The 25,394-nt window shown below is 48.0% G+C and carries 24 protein-coding genes, 1 pseudogene and 1 riboswitch; of the genes and pseudogenes, 21 read left to right on the plus strand and 4 right to left on the minus strand.

The window, feature by feature from the left end:
- Positions 1-103: 103 nt before the first annotated feature.
- A complete protein-coding gene (locus MHI21_RS04205) occupies positions 104-2,239 on the plus strand; it encodes a DNA topoisomerase III (RefSeq protein ID WP_209950375.1) in 2,136 nt (711 codons plus the stop codon).
- Between the two features lie 97 nt (positions 2,240-2,336).
- Entirely contained in the window at positions 2,337-2,474 is a 138-nt protein-coding gene (locus tag MHI21_RS04210; RefSeq protein ID WP_016819760.1) for a hypothetical protein, read from the plus strand.
- Between the two features lie 182 nt (positions 2,475-2,656).
- Here MHI21_RS04210 and MHI21_RS04215 read toward each other — a convergent pair whose 3' ends face one another.
- Both MHI21_RS04215 and MHI21_RS04220 read right to left on the minus strand, forming a co-directional pair.
- Entirely contained in the window at positions 2,657-3,823 is a 1,167-nt protein-coding gene (locus tag MHI21_RS04215) for a type II asparaginase (RefSeq protein ID WP_342419499.1), read from the minus strand.
- 351 nt (positions 3,824-4,174) lie between these two features.
- Positions 4,175-4,303 (minus strand): DUF4023 family protein, encoded by a 129-nt coding sequence (locus MHI21_RS04220; protein WP_081112528.1) that lies wholly within the window; start codon positions 4,301-4,303, stop codon positions 4,175-4,177.
- A 194-nt stretch (positions 4,304-4,497) separates the two neighbouring features.
- On the opposite strand from MHI21_RS04220, the gene MHI21_RS04225 reads away from it, so the two are divergent.
- From MHI21_RS04225 to purB, 5 genes are all read left to right on the plus strand, one after another.
- Positions 4,498-4,761 carry a DUF1294 domain-containing protein gene (locus MHI21_RS04225; protein ID WP_025719814.1) on the plus strand — a complete coding sequence of 88 codons (264 nt, stop codon included), beginning with the start codon at positions 4,498-4,500 and terminating at the stop codon, positions 4,759-4,761.
- A gap of 145 nt (positions 4,762-4,906) precedes the next feature.
- Positions 4,907-5,341, plus strand: a complete 435-nt coding sequence (locus tag MHI21_RS04230; protein WP_061832065.1) for a universal stress protein — start codon at positions 4,907-4,909, stop codon at positions 5,339-5,341.
- A 350-nt stretch (positions 5,342-5,691) separates the two neighbouring features.
- Positions 5,692-5,793: riboswitch (purine riboswitch) on the plus strand.
- Positions 5,794-5,940: 147 nt separating this feature from the next.
- Positions 5,941-6,426: a 5-(carboxyamino)imidazole ribonucleotide mutase gene (purE, locus tag MHI21_RS04235; RefSeq protein ID WP_013308792.1), complete on the plus strand. Its 486-nt coding sequence runs from the start codon at positions 5,941-5,943 to the stop codon at positions 6,424-6,426.
- A complete protein-coding gene (gene purK / locus MHI21_RS04240; RefSeq protein ID WP_342419500.1) occupies positions 6,423-7,598 on the plus strand; it encodes a 5-(carboxyamino)imidazole ribonucleotide synthase in 1,176 nt (391 codons plus the stop codon). The genes purE and purK overlap by 4 nt, the downstream gene beginning before the upstream one ends.
- Positions 7,599-7,600: 2 nt before the next feature.
- A complete protein-coding gene (gene purB, locus MHI21_RS04245; protein WP_013308794.1) occupies positions 7,601-8,899 on the plus strand; it encodes an adenylosuccinate lyase in 1,299 nt (432 codons plus the stop codon).
- 545 nt (positions 8,900-9,444) lie between these two features.
- Here the strand turns inward: purB and MHI21_RS04250 are convergent.
- Positions 9,445-9,582 (minus strand): hypothetical protein, encoded by a 138-nt coding sequence (locus MHI21_RS04250; RefSeq protein ID WP_165179507.1) that lies wholly within the window; start codon positions 9,580-9,582, stop codon positions 9,445-9,447.
- Between the two features lie 114 nt (positions 9,583-9,696).
- On the opposite strand from MHI21_RS04250, the gene MHI21_RS04255 reads away from it, so the two are divergent.
- The 5 genes from MHI21_RS04255 to purF are packed head-to-tail and all read left to right on the plus strand — an operon-like array spanning position 9,697 to position 15,263.
- Positions 9,697-10,578, plus strand: coding sequence for a phosphoribosylaminoimidazolesuccinocarboxamide synthase (locus MHI21_RS04255; protein ID WP_069012417.1), 882 nt, complete (start codon positions 9,697-9,699; stop codon positions 10,576-10,578).
- A gap of 58 nt (positions 10,579-10,636) precedes the next feature.
- Positions 10,637-10,882, plus strand: coding sequence for a phosphoribosylformylglycinamidine synthase subunit PurS (gene purS, locus MHI21_RS04260; RefSeq protein ID WP_007428837.1), 246 nt, complete (start codon positions 10,637-10,639; stop codon positions 10,880-10,882).
- 4 nt (positions 10,883-10,886) lie between these two features.
- Positions 10,887-11,576: a phosphoribosylformylglycinamidine synthase subunit PurQ gene (gene purQ, locus MHI21_RS04265; RefSeq protein ID WP_069012416.1), complete on the plus strand. Its 690-nt coding sequence runs from the start codon at positions 10,887-10,889 to the stop codon at positions 11,574-11,576.
- Entirely contained in the window at positions 11,554-13,797 is a 2,244-nt protein-coding gene (gene purL / locus MHI21_RS04270) for a phosphoribosylformylglycinamidine synthase subunit PurL (RefSeq protein ID WP_342419501.1), read from the plus strand. Before purQ ends, purL begins: the two co-directional genes overlap by 23 nt.
- On the plus strand, positions 13,782-15,263 hold the full coding sequence (purF, locus tag MHI21_RS04275) for an amidophosphoribosyltransferase (RefSeq protein WP_208332447.1): 1,482 nt from the start codon (positions 13,782-13,784) through the stop codon (positions 15,261-15,263). The genes purL and purF overlap by 16 nt, the downstream gene beginning before the upstream one ends.
- Before the next feature lie 344 nt (positions 15,264-15,607).
- On the opposite strand, the gene MHI21_RS04280 is transcribed toward purF, so the two are convergent.
- Positions 15,608-15,784: a hypothetical protein gene (locus MHI21_RS04280; protein ID WP_176715755.1), complete on the minus strand. Its 177-nt coding sequence runs from the start codon at positions 15,782-15,784 to the stop codon at positions 15,608-15,610.
- Between the two features lie 202 nt (positions 15,785-15,986).
- Here MHI21_RS04280 and purM point away from each other — a divergent pair, with 202 nt between their 5' ends.
- The 9 genes and pseudogenes from purM to MHI21_RS04325 all read left to right on the plus strand — a co-directional run bounded on the left by purM (position 15,987) and on the right by MHI21_RS04325 (position 25,292).
- A complete protein-coding gene (gene purM / locus MHI21_RS04285) occupies positions 15,987-17,027 on the plus strand; it encodes a phosphoribosylformylglycinamidine cyclo-ligase (RefSeq protein ID WP_342419502.1) in 1,041 nt (346 codons plus the stop codon).
- Positions 17,027-17,641 (plus strand): phosphoribosylglycinamide formyltransferase, encoded by a 615-nt coding sequence (gene purN / locus MHI21_RS04290; RefSeq protein ID WP_069012413.1) that lies wholly within the window; start codon positions 17,027-17,029, stop codon positions 17,639-17,641. Before purM ends, purN begins: the two co-directional genes overlap by 1 nt.
- A 119-nt stretch (positions 17,642-17,760) precedes the next feature.
- Positions 17,761-19,308 (plus strand): bifunctional phosphoribosylaminoimidazolecarboxamide formyltransferase/IMP cyclohydrolase, encoded by a 1,548-nt coding sequence (gene purH / locus MHI21_RS04295; RefSeq protein ID WP_069012412.1) that lies wholly within the window; start codon positions 17,761-17,763, stop codon positions 19,306-19,308.
- Between the two features lie 71 nt (positions 19,309-19,379).
- Entirely contained in the window at positions 19,380-20,645 is a 1,266-nt protein-coding gene (gene purD, locus MHI21_RS04300) for a phosphoribosylamine--glycine ligase (RefSeq protein ID WP_069012411.1), read from the plus strand.
- Between the two features lie 216 nt (positions 20,646-20,861).
- A complete protein-coding gene (locus MHI21_RS04305; protein WP_069010461.1) occupies positions 20,862-21,317 on the plus strand; it encodes a DinB family protein in 456 nt (151 codons plus the stop codon).
- Positions 21,318-21,729: 412 nt separating this feature from the next.
- Positions 21,730-22,308, plus strand: coding sequence for a TetR/AcrR family transcriptional regulator (locus MHI21_RS04310; RefSeq protein WP_165179499.1), 579 nt, complete (start codon positions 21,730-21,732; stop codon positions 22,306-22,308).
- 361 nt (positions 22,309-22,669) lie between these two features.
- Positions 22,670-23,371, plus strand: a complete 702-nt coding sequence (locus tag MHI21_RS04315; RefSeq protein WP_025723270.1) for an SDR family oxidoreductase — start codon at positions 22,670-22,672, stop codon at positions 23,369-23,371.
- Positions 23,368-24,154, plus strand: a pseudogene (locus tag MHI21_RS04320) (SDR family oxidoreductase). Before MHI21_RS04315 ends, MHI21_RS04320 begins: the two are co-directional and overlap by 4 nt.
- A 49-nt stretch (positions 24,155-24,203) precedes the next feature.
- A complete protein-coding gene (locus MHI21_RS04325) occupies positions 24,204-25,292 on the plus strand; it encodes an alkene reductase (RefSeq protein ID WP_342419503.1) in 1,089 nt (362 codons plus the stop codon).
- Positions 25,293-25,394: the final 102 nt, after the last annotated feature.

A 25,394-nucleotide genomic window follows, 5' to 3' on the forward strand; every position in this document is an offset into this window, starting at 1 on the left:
AGCACTAGTATGTACGATCATGTTAATAAGAGCCGTTGGCATTAGAATTTATCGTAAGTTGGCAGGATGCTATAATTAACACTATGAGAGAAAGGAGCGTAACATGAAGGTATTGGTATTGGCAGAAAAACCGTCCGTGGCCAGAGAGATTGCACGTGTGATGGGTAGCCGCGAGAAGCATAAAAGTTATATAGAAGGACCCCAGTACGTGGTGACGTGGGCACTGGGACATTTGGTCGGCTTAGCAGAGCCAGAGGATTACGATTCTAAGTATGCGACCTGGAATTTGGAGGACTTGCCTATTCTTCCGAAGAGTTCAAAGTTAAAGGTGCTGCGCGAAAGTAATCACCAGTTCAAAGCTGTGCAGCAGCTCATGAAGCGGCAGGACATTGGAGAGCTTATCGTGGCAACAGATGCTGCTCGTGAAGGTGAATTGTTGGCACGCTGGATCATCCAAATGGCAAACTGGAAAAAGCCCTTCCGGCGCTTATGGATCTCCTCGCAGACGGACAAGGCGATTAAGGCAGGTTTCGCAAAGCTATTGCCTGGTCAGCAGTTTGATCGTTTATATGAATCGGCTCGCTGTAGAGCTGAAGCAGACTGGATGATTGGTCTCAATGTAACTCGCGCGTTGACTTGTCGTTATAACGCCCAACTTTCGGCTGGAAGAGTGCAGACACCAACGCTGGGGATGATTATGGAGCGTGAGAAGGAAATTACCGAATTCCGTTCTCAGGAATATGATACTCTGACGGCGGATTTTGGCGATTTTCAGGCAACTTGGCGGGCAGAAAGCGGGGATTCACGCATGTTTGACCGCACTCAAGCAGAGGCTTTGCGCCGAAGACTTGAGGGGGCCAAAGGCACAGTTGCGAGTGTTAAAAAGAGCGAAAAGAACGAGCCTCACCCGCTGGCGTATGATTTAACGGAGCTGCAAAGAGATGCTAACCAGCGCTATGGCTTTTCAGCTAAACAGACGTCTAATCTGCTTCAGCGTCTGTATGAGCAGCATAAGCTGGTGACTTATCCACGTACAGACAGCCGTTATCTGACATCCGATATGGTGGATACACTTAAGGAAAGGCTCAGTAGTGTAGCAGTAGGTCCGTATGCTTCCTTGGCACGTCCGCTATTGCGTAACAACTTACCAATCACAAAGCGAATTGTGGATGACAGTAAAGTCACGGATCATCATGCGATTATTCCTACTGAGCAGACATTATTGCTTAATCAGTTGAGCCCAGAGGAACGTAAGCTGTATGATCTGATTGCACGACGTTTTATCAGTCTATTCTATCCACCTGCACGTTATGATGCTGTAGCCGTATCAGTAACGGTGGAGCAGGAGACGTTTCAGGTAAAAGGCACAACGGTAAAAGATAGCGGATGGCGTGCTGTATATGACGCGAACCATTATGATATGGATGATGAAGAAGCAGAGGATCGGGAAAACAATGGACGAGGCGTTATTTTACCTGAGCTGCAAAAAGGAGATTCCGTCCGGTTACAGCGTTGTCTTGTACGAGCTGGGCGAACGATGCCGCCGAAGCGGTATACAGAAGCTGCCCTGCTCGCTCAGATGGAAAAACATGGACTGGGTACTCCTGCTACCCGTGCCGATCTGATTGAGAAGCTTGTCAGCTCGGATACGATTGAGCGTCAGGGGAACGTGATGCATCCAACCGGGAAAGGTAAACAATTGATTGATCTGGCGGCTCCACAGCTTCGAACGCCCGAATTGACGGCACGTTGGGAAGCGGAGCTAGAACGGATTGCTCGTGGTCAAGGACAACCGGAACCGTTTTTGAATTCTATTCGTGCTATGGCGAAAGAGCTGGTTTCCACTGTGAAAAATAGCAGTGCGGAGTACAAGCCTCATAATGTGACGAATAGTCATTGCCCAGATTGTGGTACAAAGCTATTGGAGAAGAAGGGCAAGAAAGGCAAGTTCCTTGTATGTCCAAGTGCGGATTGCGGTTACCGTCGTTCAGGGGAAAAACGTTTGTCCAATCGACGTTGCCCGCAGTGTCATAAGAAAATGGAAATGAAAGAGGGCAAAGCAGGATTGTATGTAAGATGCCTGCCCTGTGGCATTACCGAGACGTTGGATAAGGACAAGCAACGGGTAAACAAACGGGAACAGCAAAAGCTAGTAAGACAATTTGAAAAGCAGGAATCTTTTGGCTCCAGTTTGGGTGATTTGCTTAAAGCAGCGATGGAACAAAAGCAGGGCAAATAACGGATGACCAAAAGTGCTACAGTCACATAATCAGCAGGTATACGTCGGTATAAAAACGATCACTCCTTGGCATGGTAAGCCGAGGAGGTGAGTATTTATGCCCAAACATAAGCCGCTTAAAATCAATAATCAGCAAAATAAATCAAGCATACTGGAGGAGGAAATTGCTGCTCATCCAGAGAAGCAAGCGAAATATCCTCCAAGCTTGAATGGGATTCCCAAACAGCAGTCTTGATGCTGCGTGGGATGGACAACGAATTACTGTATAGAACCAAGACGATTGGACGTCAGATGAAGTAGTTACTAATGCTAGACCTGTCTCGCAAAAAAAAGAAGCAGCAGTTACGGTGGTCAACCGTTACTGCTGCTTCTTTTGCATAATAGAATGTTGAATTATTTGATTTGGGATAACTACTTTTAGTATTCATTAAAAAAAGATTGAATTTGGTTAACATCGTGTGTTTGGGTCAAAGCAAGCATGAGCAAAATCCGTGCTTTTTGCGGATTAAGCGAATCGGTCGATACAAAGTTCGATGCCGCGTCTTTTGTTGACGGGGACACCACTCCACTTCCCACGCGGCTGGAGCGGGCAATGATCACTCCTTTTTTACCTGCGGCCTCTGCGCCTTCTGAGGAGGTCTTGGACAAGGAACCATTACCGGAACCAGCTACGACAATACCCTTGGCACCAGCTGCTACGGCTGCATCATACAGATAGCGACCATTGTTTTGATATTCGTATAAAATATCTACTTGTGGCAGTTGAGCAAGGTTAGAGATGTCGAATACAGAAGAAGTCGTATGCTTGTGTGTGGATTTGTTGTAGTAGTACACTTGATCGCCCACAACAGCTCCAAGGTATCCTTGCTCCACAGACTTGAACGTATCGACTGCTGTTGTGTTCGTTTTGGTGATGTATCTTGCTGCACCGATACGGTCGTTCAACAGGACGAGTACACCCTGACCTTTAGAGGCCGAAGCCCCGGCGACTTTCACTGCATTATAAAGGTTGAAGGGACCATCAGCACTGATGGCAGTAGCTGGACGCATAGAGCCAACGACAACTACTGGCTTATCGCTTTTGATAACAAGATTGAGGAAATAAGCTGTTTCTTCTAATGTATCTGTACCATGTGTAATGACAATGCCATCTACATCGTCTCTGGCAAGCAGTTCATTGGTGCGTTTGGCAAGTTTTAGGAGGATCTCATTATTAACGTCGGGACTACCTACATTAACAACTTGCTCACCACTGACATTTGCAATACTTTTCATCTCAGGAACGGCATTGATCAGAGTTTCCACACCCAACGCGCCTGCTTTGTAGCCGGTTGTATCCGTATTGACGGAAGATGATCCTGCGATGGTCCCTCCTGTGGCAAGTATTTTAATATTGGGTAAATGATTGGTTTGAGGATTTTCGGATTTGTCCGACGTTGTAGTGGTAGAAGCAGGTGCAGTTGTGCTGGTTGTAGCTGCTGCCGCAGCCGCAGCGTTGGCGGTAAATCCACCACTCCATAAAGTACTACCGAGAATAAAGCTAGCCAACAGGGGAATCATCGTCATTTTTTTCATGTTAGTCATATAAAGCTCCTCTCCAATCTTAAACCTCAAATATAAATGATAGATTAACTGACAAATATTTTGTCGAATTACGTTAATATCACGAATTATAGGGTGTAAAATTGCTTTTAGTCAACACTTATGTTAGGAAATATGACTTTAGAACTTATTTATTATAAATGTAATCGATTTCAAAAAAGACATTTACAAAACAAAACAACAAGCAGATATCTCATAAGGAGTCTGCTTGCTGTTATTGTGGAAGCTAAACAACAGATTTTACCCTGTAATCAATTCGCATAAAAGGCTGCAGGGTTAAGTTGATACTTTAGGTTAATAACGCGGCTATACAGCTTAATGCAGATTCGTTGATCAAGGATTGTTGGAATGCTGTTTTGTCGGCAAGCTGGCGCTGGGAGTTCCTTTTCCTCGTTTACGGTTGCGTTCTGCCTTTTTTGCATTTTCTCGCAGCTTTTCAACGTATTCATGGGTGCTTTCCATCGCAGTTCCTCCTTTAAGACGAAATAGATGCACTCGGGGATCGCCCTTATGCCACCTTACTATTTCCGCAAAAGCGCTATCCAAGTCAGAAGAGGCGTTGTTTCTGTAAAAGGGGTGGGGTTATAATGAGGGGGAGAGCGCTATATAAGGCCTAATACCTGAACTTGGTACGGTGTGCAAAAGGAGGAGAGACATTGCAGACAGGCTTGTTGGTATGGCTGCTGTTTATCAATGCAGTAGGCTATCTGGTAATGTCGGAGGATAAAAAGAGAGCACGTAAACATCGCGATCGTGTACCTGAACGGACGTTGTTTTTCCTGGCCCTGATCGGGGGAGCATTAGGCGTTCTAATTGCCATGTACCGTAAACGCCATAAAACACGGCATATGAGCTTCAGACTAGGTATTCCTGCGTTGCTATTCATGAACGCATTGCTGTATGGGTATTTTTTACGGTAAAGGGGAGGAGTTTAGGTTCTCATAGGGAAGTTTAATGATGAGTGAGAAGACTATTCCAGCCATCCGGTGACATGGAATGAACAACCACAGGAATACATATTTCAGGCTTTGAATCAATAAACTGAATGAGGAAGAGGTGCATATTATGATATTTTCAAAAGTATTGCTTGCTTATGATGGTTCGGATGCATCCAACAAGGCTTTGTTAAAGGCGGCTGAATTGGTCAAGGCATCACCGTCCTCGAAGCTTGAGGTGGTAACGGCATTCGATTTTCCTCGGATCTTTATGGGCGAAGGTTTGGCTCCAATTCCGGCTTCAATAAATAAAGAATATTACGATTTGGCCGAACAAACTACGGATGAAGTTAAAAAACGACTTGCTGAGCAGGGTGTAGATGCCAAGGTGGAACTGATTCAAGGTTCTCCAGCCGAAGTCATTTTGGATTATGCCAATGAGAATGGCTTCGATGCGATTGTGATCGGCAGCCGAGGTTTAGGTGGTATCCGTGAATTTGTATTGGGTAGCGTAAGTCACAATGTGGTGCAGCATGCGCGTATTCCTGTGCTGGTCGTAAAATAACTGAATAAAAAAGTAAAAGTCGGTTTACTGCCTGTATAGGGAGTGCCGACTTTTATTTTTTTTAGTGGGATGCGTTGCGGTCGCTGTTATCAGGGGAGGGGAGCGATAGCTAAATATAATACAATAGTCCTGACCTGTGGGTATATAAGGGTACTGATTTCAGTAAACACGAACATTCTATTGTATGATTATTCTAATGTTCGTTTTCAAGTTGACATAAGGTGTAGGGAATTGTTAAACTAGGGAGTGTATTATCGATAAAAAATGAACTTAAGGTGCAATTTAATAAGGTACACATGTTTGAGCCGAAACAAACCACGATCATACTTGTAAAGAATATCGATTGGGATGGAATAGGCACAATGCTAACTCGTATAATGCCGGGGATATGGCCCGGAAGTTTCTACCTGGAAACCTTAAATTTCCGGACTACGGGAGACATACGGCTGAAGCCGCATTGGATGCGGTGGAAGAGGCTTGCTTTTGCATGCCTTTAAGAGGCTCTGTCGTTTGTTTTTTCGTAGTCCGGTGTCTTGAAAATAACTTTATTTTCGAGTGCCGGATTTTTGGCGCTTATTGATAAACAGGGAGTGAAGGACATGTCAGTGCAGGTCGCTGTCATTATGGGCAGCACATCAGACTGGGACACCATGCAGCATGCATGTGCTGTGCTGGACGAGCTTGAAATCGGATATGAGAAAAAAGTAGTTTCAGCCCATCGTACACCGGATTTAATGTTTCGTTTTGCAGAAGAGGCCGCTGGGCGTGGACTAAAGGTCATTATTGCTGGAGCGGGTGGGGCTGCGCATCTGCCAGGAATGGTGGCTGCGAAGACAGCATTGCCGGTCATTGGTGTGCCTGTTCAGTCGAAGGCTCTGAACGGTCTGGACTCCCTGCTCTCCATTGTGCAGATGCCGGGTGGTATTCCGGTTGCCACTGTGGCAATTGGTAAGGCAGGCGCTACAAATGCAGGGCTGCTGGCAGCACAAATATTAGGCGCTTTTGACGAAAAGATAAGCCAGCGGGTTTTGGCGAGACGCGACCGTATTCGTGATGAGGTGCTGGAAGGCAGTGACTCGCTATGAATGGGGCAAGTGAACCCGCAGGCCGTATCCGACCTCCTGGTACAACGATTGGACTTTTAGGAGGCGGGCAATTAGGAAGAATGCTTGTACTGGCCGGAACCAATCTAGGATATCGCTTTGTGACACTGGACCCTGTACCGGATAGCCCCTGTGGGCAGGTATCTGAACAAATCCGCGCTGCCTATGATGATGAGCATGCGGCCAGAGAGCTGGCTGAGCGGTGCGATGTGATCACGTATGAGTTTGAAAATGTGGACGCAGGTGTGGCTGCACTTTTGGAAAAGGAATCCAGTGTGCCGCAAGGCAGCAGTCTTTTGTACACAACACAGCATCGTCTGAGAGAAAAGCGTTCTATTGAAGCTGCTGGTGTCCCTGTCGCTCCGTATCGTGAAATCAGTAGTCTTGCGGATATGGTTCAAGCGGTAGCTGAACTGGGTGTACCGTGTGTGCTCAAGACAGCAGTCGGTGGTTATGATGGAAAGGGACAAGTGGTCATTCGCCAACCAGAGCAAGCCAGGGCTGCCTACGAACAACTGACAGGAGGCGGTGCGGAACTGGTATTGGAACAGTTCATTCGTTTTCGCTGCGAAATCTCGGTGATTGTAGCTCGCAGCACGAACGGTGAAGCCAAAGCCTTTCCACCTGCCGAAAACATTCACGTGAACAATATTTTGCACACGTCAATTGTGCCTGCACGTGTGCCAGAGCCTGTCCAGGAGGAAGCACGCAAGTTGGCGCTGGCTGTGGCAGAGTCGCTGGGTGCGGTGGGACTGCTCGCTGTGGAGATGTTTGTCACCGAAGACGGACAATTGTACGTTAATGAGTTAGCACCACGACCGCATAACTCCGGTCATTACACGATGGAGGGGTGCGCGACGTCGCAATTCGAGCAGCACATACGTGCGATTTGCGGTTTACCCTTGGGCAGCACGAAGCTGCTGACTTCCGTCGTGATGGTCAATGTGCTAGGTGAGCATTTGGAGGATGTGGTTCGGCGGTTTGCGCAATCGGATGTTGAAGCTGAAAGATTGGATGTTGTACCCAAGCTGCATTTGTATGGAAAAAGTGAAGCCAAGCCAGGCCGAAAGATGGGACATATTAATCTATTGTGCCAGGATGCGGAACAAGCGCTGGAATGGATTGAACAAACCAATATTTGGGGGGATAAATAGTCATGATCGAACGCTATAGCAGACCGGAAATGAGAGCGATTTGGACGGAAGAAAATAAATTTAAAGCGTGGCTGGAAGTAGAGCTGTGTGCCTGTGAAGCTTGGGCGGAATTAGGGGTTATCCCAAAAGAGGATACTGTGGCTCTGCGTAAGAATGCAAGTTTTGATATTGAACGGATCTATGAAATTGAGCAGGAGACAAGACATGATGTCATTGCTTTTACCCGCACGGTGTCCGAAAGTCTTGGAGACGAGCGCAAATGGGTACATTATGGCTTGACCTCCACAGACGTAGTTGATACGGCACTGGGCTACCTGTTAAAGCAGGCGAATGAAATCCTGGAGCGCGATATCTTGAATTTTATTGAAATTTTGAAGGAAAAGGCATTGGCTTACAAGCACACACCGATGATGGGACGTACACACGGAGTACATGCTGAGCCAACAACGTTTGGACTGAAGATGGGATTGTGGTACGAGGAAATGAAGCGCAATCTGGAACGCTTTCGTTTTGCGGCTGACCAAGTACAATACGGTAAAATGTCCGGTGCAGTTGGGACATATGCCAACATTGACCCGGCCGTAGAAGAATTTGTATGCCGCAAGCTGGGCACCAAGCCTGCACCAATTTCTACACAGACGCTTCAGCGCGACCGTCATGCCGAATACATGGCAACATTAGCGTTGATCGCTACATCGTTGGACAAATTTGCTACAGAAGTCCGTGCTCTGCAAAAGAGTGAGTTCCGTGAGGTGGAAGAAGCTTTTGCCAAAGGTCAAAAAGGTTCTTCTGCGATGCCGCATAAACGCAATCCGATCGGCAGTGAAAACATCTCTGGCCTGGCACGCGTGATTCGTGGGCATATGGTATCTGCGTATGAGAACGTAACCCTGTGGCATGAACGCGACATCTCGCATTCTTCTGTGGAACGTATTATCCTGCCAGATGCAACAATGCTGTTGAACTACATGCTGAACCGTTTTGGCAATATCGTAAAAAATCTGACGGTCTTCCCTGAAAATATGAAGCGCAATATGGCACGTACGTATGGTGTACCATTCTCCGGCCGTATTATGACGAAGTTGATCGACAAAGGCTTTAGTCGTGAAAAAGCCTACGATACCGTGCAGCCGCGTGCTATGCAGGCGTGGGAAGAGCAACGCCAATTCCGCGAAATCGTCGAGGCAACTCCGGAAATTACTGCCGTGCTCAGCGCAGACGAAATCGAGGATGCGTTCAACCCAGCCTGGCATCTGAAGAACGTGGATACGATCTTCAAAAAGCTGGGATTAGGGGAGTAGGAGGGAAGGTTGCTGCGTGGTGAGGCCGCTGCGCGAACGGATCATTCCTCCGATTGCTGTTGCCCCTGGATTCCTGTGATTGTATAAGACCAGATATTGGTTGGAATCCAGAGGCAAAGGCAAGCGCTGACGCTTCTCCAGAACGATTCCGTCCGCTCCGCTGCACCCAGCACCAACCTTCGTGTGGGAGCAGAACTAGGGAAGGTGCGGCACATAAGATGCCGCACCTTCCCAAAGGCGATGGAAAAGCGTGTTCCACTGCTTTCTATCGCAGGCCACGTTCTCGTGAGGGCTGCCGAATTTGCGCAGCAAACAGCCCGCTGCCCTCACGAGAACGCGCAGGCTCAAGAAGCGAAGCCTTGAGCCACCGTATCCGTGCGCAGCGTAGCACATGCGCACAACAGGGCAAAGCCCAATGCTCGCTGCACGGCATGCCGTGCTACGGCCACGGGCCGAATGGTTTGGCGGTATGTAGACGCTGAACCACGGTCGAGCTGTAAGCGGCATAAAACTTGTCGCTTAGAGTCGGGAGCGTTAATACATTGTTAATACGTAAAAACGTCGATCTGTACTAACGTAAAAGCGTTGCTGGATGAAAGCTTGTGCAAACAAGCCTTCATCCAGCGGAACGCGCTCACTCCACCGTAGCTCCAGTAACCCGCCATCCCCTGCTCACTAGCCAACCCTTGCGGGAGTCCCGAGGGCAGCAGCCCTGGGGGTCCTCCCTGAGGGGAGGATTTAGGAGGGGCAAGGTTGATTTAGGAGGGGGTATACTCTTTTGGAAGAGGTGTAATGAAATGTCATTGTCTACTGCCGAAGGTCTGATCCATGCGCCGCTCTTGTATAAAGGCAAGGTGCGTGAACTGTATGATCTCGGAGAGCATTTTCTGATTGTGGTGACAGACCGAATTTCGGCTTTTGATTATGTGTTAGAGCCACCCGTGCCCGAAAAGGGGAATGTGCTGAATAAGCTCAGCGCTTTCTGGTTTGAGCAGACGAAAGACTTGTTGGAAAACCATGTCGTGCACACTGATGTGAACAAGCTCGGGCATGTGATCGACGAACAGAATAAAGAGTTGCTGAAGGACCGGATCATGGTCACGCTGAAGGCTGAACGCATCGACATTGAGTGTGTGGTGCGCGGATATATTACCGGAGGCGGGTGGCGTCAGTATGAGCAGAACGGTGAGGTGAACGGCATTCCATTGCCAGAGGGGCTGCGTAAAAATGAACGCTTTCCCAAGCCTTTATTTACACCAGCTGCAAAAAATGATGTTGGACACGACGAGGACATTTCCCTTCACCAAATGAAAGAACTGGTCGGGGTTGAACTAACAGGTGAGCTTGAGGAAAAGAGTTTGGCGTTGTACGAATTTGCACGTGCTTTCTGCGAGAAGCGGGGGATTATTTTAGCCGATTGCAAGTTTGAGTTTGGTCTTGTTAACGGGAAGGTTATTTTGATTGACGAAATTTTCACTCCGGACTCATCCCGATTCTGGGCACAGGAAAAGTATGAGCTGGATGTTGAGATTGACAGCATGGACAAGGAGCCGGTACGAAGTTATTTGGCATCATCCGGTTGGGACAAGAATAGCAAGCCTGATCCGTTGCCGGCTGATGTCGTAAAAGAAACAACTGCAAGATATACGGATATTTGGCGGCGTCTGACGGCACAGTAAATAGTAATCATAATTCAACCAATAGGATTCACTCATTCGGAGGAGGAACTGAAGGAACATGATGAAAGCAACAGTCTATGTCACGATTAAGCAAAGCGTTTTGGACCCGCAAGGGGTTGCGGTGCAAGGCGCACTGCATTCTATGGGTTTCGGAGAAGTGGACAGCGTCAGAATTGGCAAGTATATGGAACTGAATCTGGATACAACAGACCGCGAGAGTGCTGAAAAGCGCGTCATCGAGATGTGTGAAAAGCTATTGGCCAACACGGTCATTGAAGACTACCGCTACGAACTGGAGGGCTAATTCCATGAAATTTGCAGTTCTGGTTTTTCCAGGATCCAACTGTGATATTGACTGCTATAAGGCGATAGAGGACACGGTCGGTGAACCTGTCGATTATGTATGGCATACTGCGACGGATCTGTCGTCTTATGATTGTATTCTTGTTCCTGGCGGCTTCTCTTACGGGGATTATCTACGCTGCGGTGCGATTTCCCGGTTTGCACCGGTGATGAAGGAAGTAGCCAAAGCGGCTGCCGAGGGCAAATATATTTTGGGGATTTGCAACGGTTTCCAAATTCTGACCGAAGCCGGTCTGTTGCCAGGGGCTTTACGCCGTAATCTGTCGATGAAATTCCTATGCCGGGATACGGTGTTGCAGGTTACGAATAACCAAACACCTTTTACTAAAGATTACGCTGCTGGTGAAAAGATCGTCATTCCGATCGCACACGGCGAAGGCAACTATTACTGTGATGATGAGACGCTGGCTCGCTTGCAGGCGAATAACCAGATCGTATTTACGTATAAAGATAATCCAAACGGTTCCATGACGGATATCGCAGGGATTTGTAATGAACAAGGAAACGTGCTGGGCATGATGCCTCACCCTGAACGCGCGGTGGACGCATTGCTCGGAACGGATGACGGCAAACGTATGTTTACATCTATTTTGAACGCATGGAGGGATCGACATGGCACAGCAAGTGTCCGCTAAGGAACCAACGGCAGAGCAGGTTGCCGAGCATAAACTGTACCAGCAGATGGGTGTGTCGGATAGCGAATATGCGTTGATCTGTGAATTCATGGGACGTCAGCCGAATTATACGGAGATTGGTGTATTCAGTGTCATGTGGTCAGAGCATTGTGCTTACAAAAACTCCAAGCCGTTATTGCGTCGTTTTCCAACGAGTGGTCCACGAGTGCTGATGGGACCCGGTGAGGGCGCAGGCATTGTAGATATCGGTGATAACCAAGCGGTTGTATTTAAAATCGAAAGCCACAACCATCCGTCGGCTGTGGAGCCTTTTCAAGGAGCAGCGACTGGGGTAGGCGGTATCATCCGTGATATTTTCTCCATGGGCGCAAGGCCTGTTGCGGTGTTGAACTCTCTGCGTTTTGGCAAGCTGGAGAGCGACCGTGTGAAATATTTGTTCGAGCATGTAGTATCTGGTATTGCGGGCTACGGGAACTGTATCGGTATTCCGACTGTAGGTGGCGAGGTTGTATTTGATGAAAGCTACGAAGGCAACCCACTCGTTAATGCAATGTGTGTCGGACTGATTGACCATGATAAAATCCAGCGAGGTGTTGCTAAAGGGGTCGGTAACCCGGTGTTCTATGTGGGCCCACCGACAGGTCGTGATGGGATTCACGGAGCGACATTCGCATCGGTTGAGCTGACAGAAGAATCTGAAGCGAACCGGACTGCGGTTCAAGTAGGCGATCCTTTTATGGAGAAGCTGGTTATGGAATCATGTCTGGAACTGATCGACAGCGGTATTGTGCTGGGTATTCAGGATATGGGTGCCGCAGGACTTACCTGCTCCAGCGCGGAGATGGCGAGTAAGGCTGGCAACGGCCTGGAGCTGTATCTGGATCAGGTACCGCAGCGTGAAGAGGGTATGACACCTTATGAAATGATGCTGTCCGAATCACAAGAACGGATGCTGTTCGTAGTAGAGCCTAAGGATGAAGCACAGGCACTGGAAATTTTCGAGCGCTGGGGCGTTATTTGTGCCAAGGTCGGTAAAGTGACGGATGACGGTCGTTTGCGTTTGTTCCATCACAATGAAATGGTCGGAGATATGCCAGTGACGGCGCTGGTTGATGAATGCCCGATTTATGACAAGCCTTCCGAAGTCCCCGCTTATTATGAGCAAAATGCTGCCATTGACGCACTTCGTTATGCAGAAGTGACGGATTTGAACGGTGCGCTGAAAAAGGTGCTGTCTTCACCAAGTGTAGCTAGTAAGAAATGGGTATACGAGCAATATGACTACATGGTTCGTACGAGTACAGCCGTTCGTCCGGGATCGGATGCAGCTGTAGTGACTGTGCGCGGAACTCGTAAGGGACTTGCCATGACGACAGATTGTAACGGACGTTATGTATACCTTGACCCAGAGGTAGGCGGACGGATTGCAGTCAGTGAAGCAGCGCGTAACATTGTATGTTCTGGCGGCGAGCCGTTGGCGATTACAGATAACCTGAACTTCGGTAACCCTGAAAAGCCGGACATTTTCTGGCAAATGGAAAAAGCCGTGGACGGTATGGCAGAAGCTTGCCGTGTACTGGATACACCTGTCATCGGGGGCAATGTCAGCTTGTACAATGAAAATGCTAAAGGCTCCATCTATCCGACGCCTGTTGTCGGTATGGTAGGTTTGGTACATGATACAGATCATATTACGACACAAGGCTTCAAAGCCGAAGGCGATGTGATTTTTCTGGTGGGGGAAACGAAGGCTGAGCTGGGAGGCAGTGAGTTCCAAGCTGTCGTACACGGTGTATCCGAGGGACGCCCGCCTGAGCTGGATTTGAACGTAGAGAAAAAACTGCTGACTGCGGTACTGGGAGCGATTCAGGGCGGATTGGTACAATCTGCGCATGATTTGGCAGAGGGCGGATTGGCTGTAGCGCTTGCGGAATCTGGGATTAGCGGCGGATTGGGAGCACAGGTCAACGTAGAAACGACTTTGCGTCCTGACCATGCTTTGTTTAGCGAAAGCCAATCCCGTATTTTGTTATCTGCATCGCCGGATAAAGCGTCTGCTCTGGAAGCACATCTGCGTGGTTTGGAAGTGCCAGTTACTGTATTAGGAAAAGTTGAAGGATCACAATTGACAGTTGAGGTGAACGGACAACCCGCTTTGAACGAGGCAGTCGCCAGTTTGAAGCAAATCTGGGAGGATGTCATTCCATGTCTGATGAAATAACAGCACGGACGTTGTGGACTGGAGATTATTATAATGAAGGCTCTGGTAAAGAGGGGCTGTTTGATAAATTAAAAGAGGAATGCGGCGTGTTTGGAGTGTATAGGCACTCCGATGCCGCTTCCCTAGCCTATTACGGATTGCATGCACTCCAGCATCGCGGGGAGGAAAGTGCAGGCATCTGTGTGAGCAGTGGCGACGAGTTCCATTATCATCGTGGAATGGGGCTTGTAAAAGAAGTATTCAATAAAGATTTGATGGCTTCGCTGACAGGCGATATTGCCATAGGACATGTGCGCTACTCGACAAGTGGAGACAGTAAGCTAACGAATGCACAGCCTTTGGTGTTCAAGTATCGTGATGGCGACCTAGCGGTAGCTACGAACGGGAATATTGTGAATGCTTTGCAAATTCGACATGAGCTGGAGCAGGGCGGGTCTATTTTTCAAACGACCAGCGATACAGAAGTAGTGGCGCATTTGATCGCACGATCATCCAAGGATTTAGTGGAGGCCGCGAAAGATGCATTGAAGCGGATTGTCGGCGGATTTGCTTTTCTCATTATGACCAACGACAAGCTGCTCGTGGCTTCCGACCCCAATGGTCTGCGTCCAATCACGATGGGCAGACTGGGAGATGCTTATCTGTTCGCATCCGAGTCTTGTGCCCTGGAAACGATTGGTGCAGAACTGCTGCGCGATATCGAGCCGGGTGAACTGCTAGTGCTGGATAAAAACGGCTTGCATGAAGATCGGTACACGGAAGATAAGCACCGTAAAGCGTTATGTGCGATGGAGTATATTTATTTTGCTCGTCCTGACAGTGACTTGAATGGTTCTAATCTTCATGCTGCACGCAAAAGAATGGGTAGCCAGATGGCGTTGGAAGCTTTTGTCGATGCGGATCTGGTGACAGGAGTGCCGGATTCCAGCATATCGGCTGCGATTGGTTATGCAGAGCAGACAGGTATTCCTTATGAGCTGGGCATGATTAAAAATAAATACACTGGACGTACCTTCATTCAGCCGAGTCAGGAGTTACGCGAGCAGGGTGTGAAAATGAAGCTGAGCGCTGTACGCCGTGTTGTTGAAGGTAAACGGGTCATTATGATCGACGACTCTATCGTCCGGGGCACTACATCCCGTCGAATCGTGAATATGCTGCGTGATGCGGGAGCGTTGGAGGTACATGTACGTATTACCTCGCCGCCTTTCAAAAACCCGTGCTTCTACGGTATTGACACGCCGGATCGCCGGGAGCTGATTGCTTCATCCAAAACCGTCGAGGAAATTCGTGAGGAAATTAACGCCGATTCGCTTTACTTTATGAGCGCCGAGGGTTTGATTGCCGCTGTAGGTGGATATAACGAACAAGATTACAAAGGCGGTTTGTGCCTAGCTTGTTTCGATAATGATTACCCAACTCAGGTGGATTTCAAAGGTGAAGAAAAGTTCGGATGTAGTTGTTGAGAAACGGGAACAAAAGAGATACAGGTGGCGCATGGTGCAGGTGAAGCGGTTCTGAGGGGGCCACTCCGCGTGTGGAAGGTTCTTCCGATCGCTGTTGCCGCTGATTCCCGAATTGGAATAACCCCTTAGAGGGTTGGAATCCAGCGGCAAAGGCGAACGCTTCGCTTCTCCAGAATTCTTCCACCCACTGCGTTTCTCAGGTGTGCAGCATTTTGCAGCAGTGCCTGTACCTCTTTGGTTCCCACCGGGAAGAGGATAGGTAAGGTCGTTAAAAACTCATGGCATAACTATTTCATGCCATGAGTTTTTAACGGAGCGGTGACTCACAAAAAGTCACCCTGCTCTTATAAGGTTGAGCCAGCGAAGCGAAGCTCAACAGCAGGCAAGGCGAAGCTGCCTGCCTCAAAGGGCAAAGAAGTGAGCCACTCGTAGGCACCGTTCACTTCTTTGCCTGGCACGTCCCCGCCTTTGCGAAGCAAACAGCCCGGGACGTGCCCGCCGCCGTGAAGGCGGCCACGCACCAAAGCGTGTCTTTGTGAATTGCGGGAATGACCCGCAATTCACAAAGGACAACACGCGACTCACAGCACGAACCAACCACCAAGCAGCACCCAACCCTACACATCTGACCGATTCTTGAGGGGTCCAGGGGGAGCAGCCCCATGGAATCCTCCCTATTAGGGAGGACTTAGGAGGGTCAATCATTTGAAGGAGTGTTCATGAATGTCCGAAGCATACAAAAACGCAGGGGTAGATATCGCTGCCGGTAATGAAGCAGTAGAACGGATGAAAAAGCACGTTAAACGTACCTTCCGTCCCGAAGTGCTGACGGACTTGGGCGGATTTGGTGCATTGTTCGGCCTGAATAAGGATAAGTACGAGGAGCCTGTACTCGTTTCCGGTACCGATGGTGTCGGCACGAAGCTGAAGCTTGCTTTCGCAATGGATCGTCATGACACCATTGGTATTGACGCGGTTGCGATGTGTGTAAACGACATTGTCGTCGGGGGAGCGGAGCCACTCTTTTTTCTGGATTACCTCGCTTGTGACAAGGTTGTGCCCGAGAAAATTGAAGCTATAGTCGCTGGAATAGCAGAGGGATGCCATCAATCGGGCTGTGCGCTGGTCGGCGGTGAAACCGCAGAAATGCCAGGGATGTATAGCGAGGGTGAATATGATATTGCCGGATTCACGGTAGGGATTGTAGATAAAAGCAAAATTATCAACGGTAGCTCCATTGCTCCCGGAGATACAGTGATCGGTCTGGCCTCCAGTGGAGTTCACAGTAACGGCTTCTCACTGGTGCGCAAGCTGTTATTGGAACAGCAGGGTTATGATTTGCATGAGGAAATCGAAGGCTTGAACGGCAAACTGGGCGATGTACTGCTGGAGCCGACGAAAATTTACGTGAAATCCGTTTTGGCATTGCTGGACAAGGTAAAAGTAAAAGGTATGGCGCATATCACAGGTGGCGGTTTTATTGAAAATATCCCTAGAGTGTTACCGGATCACGTCAATGTGGATATAGAATACGGCACTTGGCCGATTTTGCCAATCTTCCAGCTCATGCAGGAAAAAGGTGCAATCTCCAACAAAGACATGTTCACAACCTTTAATATGGGAATTGGGATGGTAATCGTTGTAGGCGAAGAGCATGCACAGGCTGCACTGGAAGTTTTGAAGGAACAGGGCGAAGCCGCATATGTGATCGGAAAAGTAACGGAAGGCAGTTCTATCGTGACCTTTACGGGAGCAGAGGTGTAATGAACGAGTACCGGATTGCTGTTTTTGCATCAGGCGAAGGGACGAATTTTCAGTCATTGGTGGATGCGGCTGCGCGAGGAGAACTGGGCGGCGCCTCGGTAGAATTGCTCATCTGTGACAAGCCTGCGGCTCCTGCCGTAGCTAGAGCACAGAAAGCTGGAATTGCGTGCCATACTTTTCGACCCAAGGAATATCCTTCTCGAGAAGACTATGAGCGTGAATTGGTGGCTTTACTGGAGCAGAAATCGATTGATCTCATCGTGTTAGCTGGCTACATGCGTTTGCTATCCAGCGTCATGGTCGATGCCTACGCAGGAAAAATTATTAATATTCATCCGTCACTACTTCCGGCATTTCCAGGGAAAGATGCTGTTGGACAGGCATTGACCTATGGGGTCAAGGTAAGTGGCGTCACCGTTCATTTTGTGGACGGGGGCATGGACACGGGAGCCATTATTGCCCAGCGTGTCGTGGAAGTTGACGACCATGATACAGCGGAATCCTTATCCGCAGCCATTCAATCCGTGGAACGTCAGCTATATCCAGAGGTAGTTGGCAAATTGGCCCAAGGTAAAATCCAATTAAATGGTCGCAAAGTGATTTCACTTCTCTAAGAATGATTGTAATTTGTCATATCAAGGATGCTGTACAGGCATTTTCCGATATTTCTCGGGAAATAAAATGATAAAAGAGAATTTTGCAAAATTCTGAAAGAGCTAAAGGAGGAGACAGGGTGAGTATTAAAAGAGCGCTCGTCAGCGTATCGGATAAGCGAGGGATCGTGGAATTTTGCCGCGAGTTGTCCAAATTGGGTGTGGAGATCGTTTCGACAGGGGGAACGAGCAGCTTGTTGTCGAAGGAGGGCATTCCCGTCATCGGCATTTCAGAGGTAACGGGTTTTCCTGAAATTATGGATGGACGTGTTAAAACACTCCACCCTGCAGTACACAGCGGCTTGCTGGCTGTTCGGGATAATGAAGAGCATCAGCGTCAGATGAAAGAACTTGGATTGGGTTATATTGATCTGGTCGTTGTGAATCTGTATCCTTTTGCGGAAACGATCGCCAAACCCGGTGTAACTTATGAGGACGCGATTGAAAATATCGACATCGGCGGTCCAACGATGCTTCGTTCTGCGGCAAAAAATCATGCTTTTGTCAGTGTGGTAGTCGATGCTGATGACTATAGCACAGTGTTGGAGGAAATTCGTAAGGATGGCGATACGGAACTGAATACCCGTAAGCGTTTGGCCGCAAAAGTTTTCCGTCATACGGCGTCATACGACGCTTTGATTTCCGATTATTTGTCGAATGTAACAGGCGAGCCATTGCCTGAGCGGTACACTGTAACCTATGAAAAAATTCAGGATTTGCGTTATGGAGAAAATCCACACCAGCAAGCGGCTTTTTATCGTCAGCCGTTGGCAGCGAAAGGTACACTGACAACAGCCAAGCAGCTTCACGGTAAGGAGCTATCCTACAATAACATCAACGATGCTAACGCGGCACTGCAAATCGTCAAGGAATTCAGCGAACCAGCAGTGGTGGCGGTGAAGCATATGAACCCTTGCGGCGTGGGAATCGGCGGTAGTATTTATGAAGCGTACAGCAAGGCGTATGCGGCTGATCCAACCTCCATTTTTGGCGGCATTGTAGCGGCTAACCGAATTATTGACGGTGATACAGCCAAAAAACTGAGCGAAATCTTTTTGGAAATTGTACTGGCACCGGGCTTTACGAAAGAAGCGATGGAAATTTTAACCAAAAAGAAAAATATCCGTTTGCTTGATATGGGTGAGATGTCCCCGTCTGAACAGCCGGAGAGCCGTTTCGTTGTGACTTCTATTGAAGGTGGCATGGTCGTTCAGCAAAATGACATTCACGCTGTAGACTCGGATGCACTTACAGTTGTAACGGAGCGGGCACCATCCGAGGAAGAAATGAAACAGCTTTTGTTTAGCTGGAAAGTGGTTAAGCATGTGAAATCCAACGCCATCGTACTGGCGGCAGATAATATGACCATTGGCGTAGGCGCAGGACAAATGAACCGTGTCGGTGCGGCCAAGATTGCTATCGAGCAGGCCGGTGACAAAGCAAAAGGTGCCGTACTGGCATCCGATGCATTTTTCCCGATGGGCGATACGTTGGAGTTGGCAGCTAAAGCAGGCATCACAGCAGTTATTCAGCCGGGCGGCTCCATCAAAGACGAAGAATCCATCAAGGTTGCTAACGAATACGGCATTGCCATGGTCTTTACAGGCGTACGTCATTTCAAGCACTAACTTGTATGAGTTGAGGATGCAGCAGCATTTTCACCTGAACAATCTTAATGGGAGCGGGAGGAAACACCTGAATGGATATTTTGGTTATCGGAGGGGGCGGCCGCGAACATGCAATTGTGTGGGCGCTGAAGAAAAGCCCCAAGGCCGGGCAAATCTATTGCGCACCAGGCAATGCTGGTATCGGACAATTAGCGGAGTGCGTGCCGATTCCGGTGAGTGACTTTGACGCGCTGACAGAACTGGCGGAATCCAAAAAGGTAGGACTTGTCGTGGTTGGTCCCGATGATCCGCTGGCAGATGGTATTGTGGATGCTTTTGAAGCGAAAGGCATTCCAGTATTCGGACCGCGTAAAAATGCAGCGGAAATTGAAGGTAGCAAAATCTTCATGAAGGATTTGCTTCATAAATATCATATTCCGACAGCAACCTATCGCAAGTTTTATACTTACGAGGAAGCACATGCATACTTGAAGGAACAACCGATTCCGGTTGTCATTAAGGCAGACGGACTCGCGGCAGGCAAAGGGGTAACGGTCGCTTACTCAATGGAGGAAGCGGAAAAGGCCCTCTCTGACATTATGGTGACCAAGGTGTTTGGTGAAGCCGGGGCACAGGTCGTGATCGAGGAGTTTCTGGCTGGTCAGGAAATGTCGATTCTCTCCTTTGTCGACGGTGAAACGGTTCGTCCGATGGCCGCGGCCCAAGACCACAAGCCCATTTTTGATGGTGACAAAGGGCCGAATACAGGTGGCATGGGTACGTATTCTCCGTTGCCTCACATAGCCAATTCTATTATTGAGGAAGCTATTGAGACGATTATTAAGCCGACGGCCAAGGCCATGGTTGCTGAAGGGCGTCCATTCCGAGGTGTATTATTTGCCGGATTGATGATTTCGCCGGATGGCAAGCCAAAGACCATTGAGTTTAATGCACGTTTCGGTGATCCTGAAACTCAAGTGGTTCTGCCTCGTTTAAAATCCGATCTGCTCGATATTTTTCTTGCTGCTATAAATGGCACGCTGGATCAGGTGGAGATCGAGTGGAAGGATGAAGCGGCGGTATGTGTGGTGCTGGCATCTGGAGGTTATCCTGGAGCTTACGCTAAAGGTGTACCTATCCACGGATTGGAACAGGTAGACGAAGCTATCGTGTTCCATGCTGGAACGGGCATCAACGAACAGGGCGAGTGGGTAACGAACGGCGGACGTGTATTAGGTGTGGTCGGCTTGGGACGTGATATTGCCGGGGCACGGAACAAAGCTTACGAACAGGCGGATCGTATTACCTTTGAAGGTAAACAAAACCGTACGGACATTGCGGCAAAAGCCTTGCTGTAGCAGCGATATAAAGGATAAAGAGAACCTCTGTGGAGGTTCTTTTTTTGTTCAAAGGAAATTAAGTTGTAGACTGAGAAAATAAAGCGTTTTCTTAGTGCTTATATTACAGCAACAAGGAATTCACCCCAAAAAGGTTGTTTTAGTTCATTCACATGATTAAACTAACGGTTAATACTAGGTTCAAGTAATCGATGAGACGAAGAGGGGGAAACCGAAATGAAGACGATCAAGTGCATGATGGACCACCTGTACTGGGCGGACGGACGCATCTTGGACGCGCTCGAGGAGAGTGAGACGAAGAACAAGGACCTTCTGAAGCTGGTTCGGCACGTCGCGGTCGCGGAACGAGTCTGGCTGTCCCGATTGCAGGGCAAGGGCAGCGCGCAATATTCGTTGTGGGAGGAAGCAGAAGACCTGACGGCGATCCGGACGATATTCGAAGAAAACGCCGAGCAATATCGCGTCTATATCGAAGGGCTCGAGGAATCCGAGTTGGACGAGATGATCGACTATGCGAACCAGAGTGGGGTTCCGTTCCGAACGTCCGTCCGGGACATCCTGTCGCAGGTCCTCTTACATGGGCAATATCACCGGGGACAGATCAACCGGTCGCTTCGGATCGAATCGGCAGAGCCTGCCCAAGTCGATTACATCACGTTCGCGAGGCTCTAACAGAGCCTAATAATCACCTTTACTCGGAATGGGATTGGCATTGAACGACGGGTACGAAAGCTCAACAAATTGCTTTTACCATATAAGAGCAACATGCTAATGTATATTAGCAGACGATGGTGTTTTATAAGTGATAAGAACCTACACTGCCTTATTTAGGATCAAAGAGAGCCCATACCCTTATAAATTGGAAAATTAATTTGCTTCCAAATACGGTTATGGGCTTATTTACTTTTCATAAGCACTACATTAGACTGCCGGTACTTGTTTAAGCTAACGGGCAGGGGAGTTACAATATGTAGAATTGTAGGATAACCAACTCGATGGAAATATTATGTCAGTCAAAAAGAGCATAACGATTCTTTACTGATCGTTCTCAATATGTTATATTAATTGAGGGAGGGAGATTGGAATGGCGAGAAGCAAGGAGTTTGAAGAGAAAGAAGTCTTGGATAAGGCGATGCGGCTCTTTTGGGAGCAGGGATACGAGAAAACGTCCATGACCGAGTTGGTTGAGCATATGGGTATTCATCGAAGAAGCTTGTATGATACTTTTGGAGATAAGCATAATCTGTTCCTGAAAGCGATGGATCGGTTTGACGACAAAATCAGCGCCGTGCTTGCAGGAGCGGTTAAAGGATCCAAGACCGCATCGGAGGCATTACAGTTTATTTTTGGTTTCATGATCGACGGGGATGAGGACTCTCCAGCCGGCTGCTTAATGGTGAATTCGGCCGTAGAATTGGCGGCGCGTGACGTCGAGGTGGACAACAAGTCCACGAAAGCATTCACGACAGCAGAGCAATTGCTCAGGGAGATTATTCTTTGGGGACAACGTGACGGTGAATTCACCTCCACATACAATGCTGAGGAATTGGCGGAATACCTGCATAATGTATGGATTGGGTTAAGGGTAATGGCAAGAACCACGGCTTCCAGAGAAAAGCTTCACCGTATTACTCATATTTCAATGAAGCTCCTGGAAGAATAAGGGTAATTGTGGTAGTCAGTTCAGATGTGAAGTGTCCCTTCTGCTAATCCATGCTCTTTGCGATCGAGTTATCTTACGCCTAATTTAGAATGAACATTCTAAAAACGCCGAAAGAAGCTCTAAAGCATAGTTTACAATGAAGTTTATCAGCGCAGTTAAAACAACAAACAACACAACACATAAAAACAACAGAGTAAGGCACTCAGCATTTTTTTTAACGATTTTGAGAGTGACCGTTCTCGTTAGAAAACAAGTATCGAGTAAAACTCGCTTACCGTAATTACTACGTATCAAAACGCAGACCAAATAGCTTCAAGAAAACAATTTCATAAACAAAATACAATAAAAGGAGCACATGAAAATGAATATTTCTCAACAAGTTGCATTTGTCACTGGCGCGAACCGAGGTTTTGGTCGCCATCTTGCCCTTGAACTTCTATCCAGAGGGGCTAAGGTGTATGCCGGAGCAAGAAATCCGCAGTCCATTGACATTCCCGGTGCAATTCCTGTAAAGCTTGATATTACGAACCCTCAAGAGGTAGCGGCAGCTGCTATGGCCGCTCAAGATGTTACGCTTCTGATCAACAATGCAGGCTCGGCTACAGGAGCTACTTTGCTTGACGGTGATCTCGATCAAATACAGTTGGAATTTAATACGCACTTCTTTGGCACATTATCCATGATTCGCAATTTCGCACCTATTCTTATTAATAATGGTGGGGGATCCATACTGAATATCCTTTCCGCATTATCATGGTTCAGTAGTGGCGGGAGTGAAGGCGCTTATTCGGCTGCAAAGGCGGCTGCGTGGGCAATGACGAACGAGTTGCGCTTAAATCTGTATCCTCAAAATGTAAGAGTAGCTGGCTTGCATGTGGGCTTTATGGATACAGACATGACGTCAGGCGTTGAAGCTCCGAAGTCCAACCCTGCTGATATTGCAAAAATTGCAATTGATGGAATAGAGTCCGATAGCTTTGAAATTCTTGCTGATGAACCGAGCCGTCAACTCCAGCGTGCTCTCGCTGGCGGTGTAGCTGCTATTTACCCACAGCTTAAATGATGAGCAAAACTGTACTAATTACCGGAGCGTCGGGCGGAATTGGAAAAGAGCTGGCGGATCGTTTCGCCAAAGACGGATACGATTTGGTGCTGGTCGCACGCAGCGAGGACAAGCTCGTGGATCTCGCGGGGGGAATATCGGAAGAAGTACCGTGTCCAAACGACATACATCGCCAAAGATGTTGCATTACCTGGCGTGGCAGAGGAAATCTACAGGGAGCTTAAAGAAAAAGGGATCACCGTCGACTTTCTTGTTAATAATGCGGGCTTCGGCTTGTACGGGGAATTCTTGGAGACACAGTTGGAGCAAGAGATGAATATGATCGACATTAATATCAAGGCTCTGACTGTAATGACTAAGGTGTTCTTACCGGATATGGTCAAAAGGCAGCAAGGGGGTGTGCTGAATGTGGCTTCGTTGGTGGCTTTTTTTCCTGGACCACTGATGGCAGTTTACTATGCGACAAAAGCGTACGTACTATCGTTCACTGAGGCTTTGGAGAATGAGCTGCGCGGCACAGGCGTGACTGTGTCCGCACTCTGTCCGGGAGCGACAGCGACTGGCTTTGTCGATCGTGCTGGGCTAGCCACCTCAAAGCTGTTTAGAAGCGGCGTCATGGAGGTTGGGCAGGTGGCTGACATAGGATATCGCGAATTCTTGCGGGGCAAGACTTTAATCATAACAGGGGGGCGCAACAAGTTCATGGCGTTCTTGCCGCGGTTGCTGCCTCGCAAGCTCATGACAAATGCGGTCAGATCCGCACAGGCTAAAGTGGAGCGATAATCGAAAGACATTGGAGTTGATAAACTCAATTCAAAGAGGGGGGGTTAAAATGGAAAAACTGTGGAGCAAAACGAAAATTGGCAACCTGGAATTACCTCATCGGTTAGCGATGGCACCAATGACACGTAGTAGAGCGCAAGAGGATGGTACGCCGGGAGAGCTAACTTCCCATTATTATGCTCAAAGAGCATCGATGGGTTTAATTATTACTGAAGGCACACAACCTTCTGATGATGGTCAAGGTTACTTAAGGTCACCGGGCATCTATACGGAAAAGCATATTGAAGGTTGGAAAAAGGTTACGGATGCGGTACATGAAGAAGGTGGATTTATATTTATCCAATTAATGCATGTCGGTCGTGTTTCGCACCCCGACAATACACCACATCATCGTCAACCCGTTGCACCATCTGCGATCGCACCCGGTGTAGAAATGTTTACGGCTAAAGGGATGCAGGAAATACCCGTTCCAAGAGAGTTAAGTGAAGAAAATATCCAGACGACAATTGCAGACTTCCGGAAAGCAGCAGCGGCAGCTATTAAAGCAGGAGCCGACGGCGTTGAAATTCATGGAGCAAATGGTTATCTGATTAATCAATTTATTGGGGAGAATTCTAATATACGATCGGATAAATACGGTGGATCGATAGAGAACCGTGCTCGCTTTGCAATTGAAGTAACGAAAGCAATCGTTGAAGAAATTGGAGCAGAACGAACAGGCTTCCGTATTTCACCGGGAACACCTCTTAACGGAATTGATGAGGGCGAACACGGTCTTGAAGTTTATCTTCACCTTGTAAAAGAATTAGCTCAATATAATTTAGCTTACCTCCATGTTATGCATTTAGGGAACGAAACACTGCTCCGTGAAATTCGCAACATCTGGCCAAATCCATTATTAGTCAATAGAGCTGGACGGGCTCTAGAAGATCTTAGTGTAGATATTGATAATGGCCTTGCTGATATGGCGCCAGTCGGGGTATGGTCATTAGCTAATCCGGACTTAGTTGAACGTCTTAAAGAAGGCTTTCCTTTGAATGAAGCAGATCGTAAAACATTGTACTCTGGTAACGGAAGCGAGGGTTACACAGATTATCCTACGATGAAAGAACTTCAACTCAACATCAGTAAAGAATAACATGGATATTGCTTTATGATGGCGTACAAGTTAAAGTACGCCATCAATTTTTCCAATAAACGAATGTGGAATTAAGATAAATGAGAAAAGGGAAGATGAAGA

It is taken from the genome of Paenibacillus sp. FSL H8-0168 (assembly GCF_038592955.1).
Taxonomy (GTDB): Bacteria; Bacillota; Bacilli; order Paenibacillales; family Paenibacillaceae; genus Paenibacillus; species Paenibacillus polymyxa_B.

Excerpts from the sequence above, each read along its gene's own strand:
- MHI21_RS04205 (WP_209950375.1), top strand. The coding sequence starts at position 104 with ATGAAGGTATTGGTATTGGCAGAAAAACCGTCCGTGGCCAGAGAGATT.
- MHI21_RS04210 (WP_016819760.1), top strand. The coding sequence starts at position 2,337 with ATGCCCAAACATAAGCCGCTTAAAATCAATAATCAGCAAAATAAATCA.
- MHI21_RS04215 (WP_342419499.1), bottom strand. The coding sequence starts at position 3,823 with ATGACTAACATGAAAAAAATGACGATGATTCCCCTGTTGGCTAGCTTT.
- MHI21_RS04220 (WP_081112528.1), bottom strand. The coding sequence starts at position 4,303 with ATGGAAAGCACCCATGAATACGTTGAAAAGCTGCGAGAAAATGCAAAA.
- MHI21_RS04230 (WP_061832065.1), top strand. The coding sequence starts at position 4,907 with ATGATATTTTCAAAAGTATTGCTTGCTTATGATGGTTCGGATGCATCC.
- purE (WP_013308792.1), top strand. The coding sequence starts at position 5,941 with ATGTCAGTGCAGGTCGCTGTCATTATGGGCAGCACATCAGACTGGGAC.
- purK (WP_342419500.1), top strand. The coding sequence starts at position 6,423 with ATGAATGGGGCAAGTGAACCCGCAGGCCGTATCCGACCTCCTGGTACA.
- purB (WP_013308794.1), top strand. The coding sequence starts at position 7,601 with ATGATCGAACGCTATAGCAGACCGGAAATGAGAGCGATTTGGACGGAA.
- MHI21_RS04255 (WP_069012417.1), top strand. The coding sequence starts at position 9,697 with ATGTCATTGTCTACTGCCGAAGGTCTGATCCATGCGCCGCTCTTGTAT.
- purS (WP_007428837.1), top strand. The coding sequence starts at position 10,637 with ATGATGAAAGCAACAGTCTATGTCACGATTAAGCAAAGCGTTTTGGAC.
- purQ (WP_069012416.1), top strand. The coding sequence starts at position 10,887 with ATGAAATTTGCAGTTCTGGTTTTTCCAGGATCCAACTGTGATATTGAC.
- purL (WP_342419501.1), top strand. The coding sequence starts at position 11,554 with ATGGCACAGCAAGTGTCCGCTAAGGAACCAACGGCAGAGCAGGTTGCC.
- purF (WP_208332447.1), top strand. The coding sequence starts at position 13,782 with ATGTCTGATGAAATAACAGCACGGACGTTGTGGACTGGAGATTATTAT.
- purM (WP_342419502.1), top strand. The coding sequence starts at position 15,987 with ATGTCCGAAGCATACAAAAACGCAGGGGTAGATATCGCTGCCGGTAAT.
- purN (WP_069012413.1), top strand. The coding sequence starts at position 17,027 with ATGAACGAGTACCGGATTGCTGTTTTTGCATCAGGCGAAGGGACGAAT.
- purD (WP_069012411.1), top strand. The coding sequence starts at position 19,380 with ATGGATATTTTGGTTATCGGAGGGGGCGGCCGCGAACATGCAATTGTG.
- MHI21_RS04305 (WP_069010461.1), top strand. The coding sequence starts at position 20,862 with ATGAAGACGATCAAGTGCATGATGGACCACCTGTACTGGGCGGACGGA.
- MHI21_RS04310 (WP_165179499.1), top strand. The coding sequence starts at position 21,730 with ATGGCGAGAAGCAAGGAGTTTGAAGAGAAAGAAGTCTTGGATAAGGCG.
- MHI21_RS04315 (WP_025723270.1), top strand. The coding sequence starts at position 22,670 with ATGAATATTTCTCAACAAGTTGCATTTGTCACTGGCGCGAACCGAGGT.
- MHI21_RS04325 (WP_342419503.1), top strand. The coding sequence starts at position 24,204 with ATGGAAAAACTGTGGAGCAAAACGAAAATTGGCAACCTGGAATTACCT.